We start from the raw sequence: 6,887 nt of genomic DNA, 5'->3' as shown, positions 1-6,887 counted from the left end.
GCCCCTCTGTGGCTTCGCTATTGCGCCACAATGTAGCTGAATGGCTGGTCGCCGCCTGGCACTATAAATGTGATGATCGCCATCCTGGTAACATTGGCCTTGTCGGTATGATTGATTGGGATATGTTTCTTTACCATATCACTTCTATTATTAAAGGCCAACGCTTGATTGATGGCATTCTCAAGGAAGCGCCAGAAAAAGGAATGAAGTTAAAGTCGACGAATTTGGATAATTTTCCAATCCTTGATGATAGAACACACTGGCCAGCCAACGCTTTTCCAGGCAATCTGAATGTTAATAAGCGTTGCATGTCTTACCCCGCATTTCAAGCCTTGGCTGGTAATCCTTCTACAGAAGTCAATGATGATGTGATTCGTTTTCAAGAACAGCTTTTTAGTGCTTTATTGAAGGAGTTGCTTACATTTGACCCGAGTGTGTTGCGTGTGCGTTTAGAAGAGTATTTGGGCGATTTACCTCTAGATTATTTTCTCTTGGTGATGAAAAGGAAGAGAAGCTTCAAAAAGCCAGCCTAAATTATTTACGGAGCAAACCGATAAGGCATTATTTATTGATCATATGATGGCAGTCTTACAAGAGCAGTATGATGAGCTTTATCGTGCCGTAGTATATTATATGGGCTGTGATAGGAACAGAAGTGGCGTGCCGGTTGTCCCTTTTAGTAGTTTTTTACGCAATAGGCCGTCGGCTTATCATGAAATTAAGGGATGGGCTAAGTGCCAAAATAAAAAGATGGATCATTGTTGGCGTCAGTACCAAGTGAAGAAAGCCACTGTGTCATCGACTCCAGAAGAAAAAGATGAGAAGCCTTTGGATGCGTATTGTATAGGACCTGAAGGACAATACAATTTAGAAATACTAGAACAGCGCTACCATAAAATCTGGCGTGATGCGCATGTACTTCAATTGAATCACATTATTCTTGAGGCGCGTATTTTAGCGCGTGAATTGGCCAATAATTTGTCGACAGAGTCTTTACCCTTGGAGCTAGGTGAATCAGTGATCATTGATGAATTGAGTTCATTAACGGAAGCTTGGCAGCTCCTTGGCGAAACATCCTCTCTTAGTGAATCAAGACGGATAGAATGTGATTCAAATAGTAGCTTACGTCAGGGTTTATACATCTTGGAACAATTTATTGAGCAATTAAATAAATGCGCTCACCAATACTATCGCTTAAATTTAACGGAGCTTACAGTAGAAAATAATCAGGCATTTTGTGACGGTTTGGCAAAAATAATCAGAGATTACGAAAAAGATATTTATAAAGCTTTCGGTAGAAGTACTTGGGCGTTTAAGTTTGTTAAAGTTGTTGAGGAGTTACAGCGTTACTATGGTGGACTGCATTTTCAACGTCATTTGCGTTCTAACGATACAGAATTGTCTACGAATACAAGGCATGATTATCCTGCTTTGCTAAAGCGTTCGCATACAGAAGAGGAAATCGTCGATGCTTGTCTAAGTGCATTATTTGATTGGGCTAATGCTCTGGATAAAACGACTCTTGAAGGCCATATTTTGGCAATTATTAAAGAGTGCTACCAGCCCAATTCATGGAATGTCACGGCAAACCGTTGGCGCGCTGAAGAGGTGCAGCTTTATTTAAAAGACAGTGACGAAGACGGTGCTAATCGCTTGGCTTCTATTTTAAGTGTAGGCGGACATGAAACTACTTCTTTGAATACTCTGCTCATTATTTATTTGATCCCCGAAATGCTCAAAGATACTATTGGTCAGGTGGATGTTAATCTTATGGGTGTGCAAGATGCTTGTGAGCGTGGTGAATTTGATGCACTTGTATATACTCGCAGCGCAACAAAGTACGCGCGAAATGATGGGCGTTTTACGCATATTTATACGCATAAAAATATGGCTCAATTTAATAGCGCAGTCTATAGCTGGATTAACAATATGGATGTAACTGTTTTTCAAAGAATGGTTGAAGAAGCGTTGGGGGAATATGAGCCGTATAGGCTTAATTTTCTAAGTCAGAAAAAAAGAGGGCCGGAAGTACGAGGTTATCTTTATGACCAAAATCACCTCAGCAATCGCCAGGTTCTCGCCAATATTTTTGCCAATGGGAAGGTAAATGAGAATTCATTAAATACTTGCTTATTTAAAAAGATTATTAAAGCGATGCAGGAAGATTTTAGTCATTATGAAAGCCAATTTCCACCAGGGTACGATACGGTAATGAGAATGGATAAGCTGAATAGGCAAGTTTTTCTTGATTCATTAGAAGAGTATGCAGAAATTTATAAAAAATGAATAAAAAAAGACAGCCAATGTCGGGTCATCTTGCCAATAACGAATATAAAGAGGCATATCTATCATTTAGCCTGTCAAGGCTATGATAATGACAGTCTTTCACGGTATTATTCACAACTGATTTTATTTTGCTTGTTTCTTATGGCTAATGATTATTTAAAAACGTTGCCCCAATATTTGCTGCCAAAGTCAGGCCTTACCCATCTGGCTGGTTTATTGGCGAATGTGCGTACCCCTACCATTAAAAATACTCTGATTCGGTGGTTTATTCAAAAATATGGTGTGGATATGAAAGAGGCAAAAGAGGAAAATCCCAATAATTATGCTTGTTTTAATGACTTTTTTATTCGTCATTTAAAATCTGAATGCCGGCCTTTTGCTAAAGCCGATATTATTTCTCCGGTGGATGGTACTATCAGTGAGTTGGGGGCTATAGAAAAGGGACAGCTTTTCCAAGCCAAAGGACGTTATTACACGACTACTGAATTATTAGCCTGTGAAGAAAGCTTAAGCGGGCAATTTGCACAAGGCCGGTTCGCCACACTTTATTTGTCACCGAAAGATTATCACCGTATTCATATGCCTCTTAATGCAACCTTAAGAGAAATGATTTATGTACCGGGAAAACTGTTTTCTGTCCAACCTTCCACTGTACGTGTTGTACCTCAGTTATTTGCTCGTAATGAGCGCTTAGTCGCTTTTTTGATACTAAGGCTGGCTTAATGGCGATGGTCTTAGTAGGCGCAACAATTGTGGGCGCCATTGGTACTCGCTGGAGTGGTGATATTCGGCGCTCAGGGGAAAAACAATATTTTTTGCCGACCAAATTACTGCTAGCACAGAGGTTCAGCGGGGCGATGAAATGGGGTATTTTAAATTGGGGTCTACGGTGGTACTTTTATTTGCTGATGGTCGACGTGTGGATTGGCTGAATACTCTGCATGCCGGCACAAGCATTCGTTATGGCGAAGCCTTGGCTGTGGTAAAGGATTAAATTCTTTATAGCGTGGGAAATTGGCAATACAGGGTACGATAGTTGAATTGCAGATTTCGAGATGTTAGAATCCAGTCGTTCCAAGTACTCTAGATTACTACTGGGTATGCCGTATATAAGCTCATATGGATATTGAACATTCAACATCCAATAATATTTTAATTCGCCCCGCGCAAGATAAGGAAATCAAAATGCTAAAAGGCGTTGTATCGAAAACACACAGCCTGTATATAAGACCCTCTGCAGTAAATACAGGGACAACAGCTCGCCAAACGTTATTTCCAATTATACAAGCGAAATGTGAAACAAAAATTGTTCAGCTAACGCTTGCAGGAGATAGATTTAGTCAGGAAAAGGCCATTCAGATTAGATTGGCCGTTGAGCGGCTCGATCATTTAATTACGTTGAAAGAGGACCTATCAAAGCCTGAAGGTTTTTATGTTGAGCAACAAAATGGTGGGGAGAATCTGAAAAAATTGGCTCAGGCAGATTTTTCTGATCTCACAACATTAATACGTTATCAATCTGAAACGTGGACTTGGTATGGACCCTATCCAGGAGCTAATAATCCGATAGATTTAAAAGATGAATATGATAATGATCGTACGGATAAGTTTAGTAAACTCCATTCAATTCAGGATGCGGTGAATATTTCCTATCGCAATATATTTAATCTGGGTTTTTTCAAAATGAATGCCTATTATGGCCCGCTATGGGGTAAAACAGATATGCTTGTTCAATTTGAACGAGAAATGTCGGCAGAGCTAATGTTTTCGGGTCATGAACTGCATTCATTCAGTCCTTCTGGATCTGTATGGGATTGAGGGTATCTAGGAGGAGAGGTTACCCAATTTTTGCCCTGCCACACTCCCATCATCCTCATGTCTATTGTCATACACCTTTCCATTGCGAAGAACGGGTCTTCCTACGGAGTAATACCATGCAAAATGCGCTTCTTGTACCTGATACCAATCAAGACAATTGCGGCCATCGATGAGGGGTGCATTTCTGAGTGCTTGTGACAGAATCTCTAGAGGAGTTTCTTTAAATACTGGCCATTCTGTAGCAATGACTAACGCATCAAGGATAGGATTCAAAACAGACTCAGCATTCTCACACCATATAATGGCGGACTCTTCCGGGAAAAGGGTTTTTGCAGTGGCCATGGCCACCGGGTCATAGACTCGTATAGTAGCACCAACGTTCAGTAAAGCACGTATTACCTCCAAACTACTTGCTTCCCGCATATCATCAGTTCCTGGTTTAAATGCCAGTCCCCAGATACCAATGATTTTATTCTTGAAGTTATGATCAAAATGCTTGAATAATATCTCAGTGGCCCATTTTTTTGTACTTGATTAATAGTCTCAATAGCTTCCAATAAGCTTGTTTCGGCATGAATGGCTTTTGCTGTGTGTAGTAGTGCTCGGGTATCTTTGGGAAAACATGAACCTCCATAGCCAATACCTGCCTGTAAAAAATGGGGACCAATACGGTGATCTAGTCCTATTCCTTGTTGAATATCATCAATATGTGCCCCCATCTTTTCTGCAATACTGCTAATTTGATTGATAAAACTAATTCGGCAGGCAAGCATGGCGTTGGCTGCGTATTTCGTCAATTCGGCAGAGCGTCTACTCATACAGAGAAGAGGGATTTTTTGATCAGTCAGTGGTTTGTACATCTCTTGCAATGGTATAAGAGCGGATCTTTCTCCGCCAAGTACAATGCGATCAGCGTAAAGAAAGTCATTGACGGCACATCCTTCTCGTAAAAACTCAGGGTTGGAGACCACTTGAACACGATAGGGAGCACGACGGCGCAATAACTCGTCAGAAATTCGCTGTTGTATAATATCGCCGGTTCCTACAGGGACGGTCGATTTGATTATTAATATTGCATCTGAGCGGATTTCGTTAATAAGCGAATCAATTACAGAGAATACTTGGGATAAATCCGCACTTTTGTCAGGCAACTCTGGCGTTCCAGTTGCGATAATATGCAGACTGCTTTGTTGTATAGTTTGTGTTAAAGTGGTGGTAAATTGTAAGCGCCCGTTTTGCAATTGCTCTTGTATCAATTCAGGGAGTTGTTCTTCATAAAGAGGGCAACGCCCTTCTTGCAGATCACGAATACGCTGTGTATGGATATCAACACACAGAACCTGGTGCCCGATTTTTGCAAGGCATGCTGCAGAAACCAAGCCGACATATCCCGCACCATACACCGAAATAATCATAGTTCTATCCCAAAGGATTTTTTGAAAGACCTTCACACTGAATTAGAAACAAATTTGTGCGAATAAGTACTTCTGCAATCACCGTTGTAGCGACGTCATTAAATCCTTTATATTACAGCACTATTAAGCGTTTAAATGGTTTAAAATCAATATGGTACCGAGAAGAGGACTCGAACCTCCACGGGGTCACCCCCACTAGCACCTGAAGCTAGCGTGTCTACCAATTCCACCACCTCGGCATAGGTCGCTAAAATACTCAAGATCAGTTAAGCTGTCAATCTTTATTGACCCTGCTATTAAAAATAGACCAATTAGTTCTATCTATATGTGAAATCTGGTAGAAAATTTAGTGGATACTCTTGCTGGCGTATAAGATGGCTATACTTAATTTAATTAAAAAATCGGTTGACTGTTGTTTTGCTTTTCTACCACGAAAAAACCAGATAAAAACAGACTGTCTGAGGTTTGCCTCATCGCTCATCGTGGTGCGCATGATAAAAAACTTCAGTTAATAGAGAATACCGATGCAGCTTTTCAGCGCGCTTTAGCTTTAGGATGTTGGGGTATAGAGCTTGATGTTCACGCAACAGCGGATGGGGTTTTGGTGGTCAATCATGATCCTACCTTAATGCGACTTTGGGGTAAGGATCTCGCCATTAGAGAATTAACCTTTACGGCTTTGCGTAAATTGGCTCCTACTCTACCGAGTCTTGCTGAAGTTGTTGATCGATATGGCAAACAACTTCATCTATTTATTGAGCTTAAAGCGCCTTTTACTCAAGAAGCCGCGTTGATTACTACCCTAAAATCATTGACCCCTTGTATTGATTATCATTTACTTAGTTTGAATGAGTCCCTCTTTGCTTCTTGTTCAAAATTGCCGCGTGAAGTGATGTTGTTAGTTGCGGCGCATAACAATGTTAGGCAATTCTGCCAACTCAGCCTAACGAGGTCTTATGCTGGGGTTCTCGGACATTATTTATTATTAAATAATAATAAAATTAACCAGTTGCGTTCAGCCAATCAGCGGGTTGGTGTGGGTCTTGTTGATTCAAAATTTGGTTTGTATCGAGAATTAAATCGTGGTTTGCATTGGGTGTTTAGCGATAATGTCGGCCTACTTCGTTCTTGTTTACAAGAGTTAGAAGAAACAGGAACATGAATTTCGAAGAAGTCTAATAAATAACACTCAGGCCTTGACCTGAGTGTATGAGGATTTCTGCTAGTGAAACGGCTCCACTTAGCGGGAGTTTACCATTTCTTCAGGTTTAACATATTCATTGAATTGTTCAGCTGTTAAAAATCCAAGTTTCACAGCGGCTTCTTGCAATGAAATGTTTTCATGATGAGCGGTTTTAGCAATTTTGG

7 protein-coding genes, 1 tRNA gene and 2 pseudogenes are annotated in these 6,887 nt (G+C 40.6%); 6 read left to right on the top strand and 4 right to left on the bottom strand.

Annotated elements, in window-relative coordinates; all coding sequences use genetic code 11:
- The 5 genes and pseudogenes from BN58_RS21690 to BN58_RS03260 all read left to right on the top strand — a co-directional run.
- Window positions 1-533 (top strand): annotated as a pseudogene (locus tag BN58_RS21690) (hypothetical protein); the annotation flags it as partial.
- A 43-nt stretch (window positions 534-576) separates the two neighbouring features.
- Entirely contained in the window at window positions 577-2,286 is a 1,710-nt protein-coding gene (locus tag BN58_RS03270; protein WP_019215633.1) for a hypothetical protein, read from the top strand.
- Between the two features lie 30 nt (window positions 2,287-2,316).
- The gene (asd, locus tag BN58_RS35735) at window positions 2,317-3,009 is read left to right on the top strand and encodes an archaetidylserine decarboxylase (protein WP_269570089.1); all 693 of its coding nucleotides are present in this window, start codon (window positions 2,317-2,319) and stop codon (window positions 3,007-3,009) included.
- Window positions 3,010-3,148: 139 nt separating this feature from the next.
- Window positions 3,149-3,280, top strand: coding sequence for a phosphatidylserine decarboxylase (locus BN58_RS35730; RefSeq protein ID WP_269570088.1), 132 nt, complete (start codon window positions 3,149-3,151; stop codon window positions 3,278-3,280).
- 125 nt (window positions 3,281-3,405) lie between these two features.
- Window positions 3,406-4,104, top strand: coding sequence for a hypothetical protein (locus tag BN58_RS03260; protein WP_019215632.1), 699 nt, complete (start codon window positions 3,406-3,408; stop codon window positions 4,102-4,104).
- Window positions 4,105-4,110: 6 nt separating this feature from the next.
- Here BN58_RS03260 and BN58_RS28035 read toward each other — a convergent pair whose 3' ends face one another.
- The 3 genes from BN58_RS28035 to BN58_RS03250 form a co-directional block, all read right to left on the bottom strand.
- Window positions 4,111-4,527: a UDP binding domain-containing protein gene (locus tag BN58_RS28035; protein WP_083852090.1), complete on the bottom strand. Its 417-nt coding sequence runs from the start codon at window positions 4,525-4,527 to the stop codon at window positions 4,111-4,113.
- On the bottom strand, window positions 4,500-5,519 hold the full coding sequence (locus tag BN58_RS21680; RefSeq protein ID WP_051131828.1) for a UDP-glucose dehydrogenase family protein: 1,020 nt from the start codon (window positions 5,517-5,519) through the stop codon (window positions 4,500-4,502). Before BN58_RS21680 ends, BN58_RS28035 begins: the two co-directional genes overlap by 28 nt.
- 152 nt (window positions 5,520-5,671) lie before the next feature.
- Window positions 5,672-5,758, bottom strand: a tRNA-Leu gene (locus BN58_RS03250).
- Between the two features lie 173 nt (window positions 5,759-5,931).
- Here BN58_RS03250 and BN58_RS21675 point away from each other — a divergent pair.
- A complete protein-coding gene (locus BN58_RS21675; RefSeq protein WP_019215630.1) occupies window positions 5,932-6,681 on the top strand; it encodes a glycerophosphodiester phosphodiesterase in 750 nt (249 codons plus the stop codon).
- A gap of 78 nt (window positions 6,682-6,759) precedes the next feature.
- Here BN58_RS21675 and BN58_RS29505 read toward each other — a convergent pair.
- Window positions 6,760-6,887 (bottom strand): annotated as a pseudogene (locus BN58_RS29505) (fumarate hydratase); the annotation flags it as partial.

The sequence above is a fragment of the Legionella tunisiensis genome (assembly GCF_000308315.1).
Taxonomy (GTDB): Bacteria; Pseudomonadota; Gammaproteobacteria; order Legionellales; family Legionellaceae; genus Tatlockia; species Tatlockia tunisiensis.
The sequence above is the reverse complement of the archived record's forward strand: the minus strand, read 5'-3'. Positions and strand labels throughout refer to the sequence as shown.

What these genes read in the sequence shown, in the direction of transcription:
- BN58_RS03260 (WP_019215632.1), top strand. Translation starts at nt 3,406, where the DNA reads ATGGATATTGAACATTCAACATCCAATAATATTTTAATTCGCCCCGCG.
- BN58_RS28035 (WP_083852090.1), bottom strand. Translation starts at nt 4,527, where the DNA reads ATGCGGGAAGCAAGTAGTTTGGAGGTAATACGTGCTTTACTGAACGTT.
- BN58_RS35730 (WP_269570088.1), top strand. Translation starts at nt 3,149, where the DNA reads ATGGGGTATTTTAAATTGGGGTCTACGGTGGTACTTTTATTTGCTGAT.
- BN58_RS21680 (WP_051131828.1), bottom strand. Translation starts at nt 5,519, where the DNA reads ATGATTATTTCGGTGTATGGTGCGGGATATGTCGGCTTGGTTTCTGCA.
- BN58_RS03270 (WP_019215633.1), top strand. Translation starts at nt 577, where the DNA reads ATGATGGCAGTCTTACAAGAGCAGTATGATGAGCTTTATCGTGCCGTA.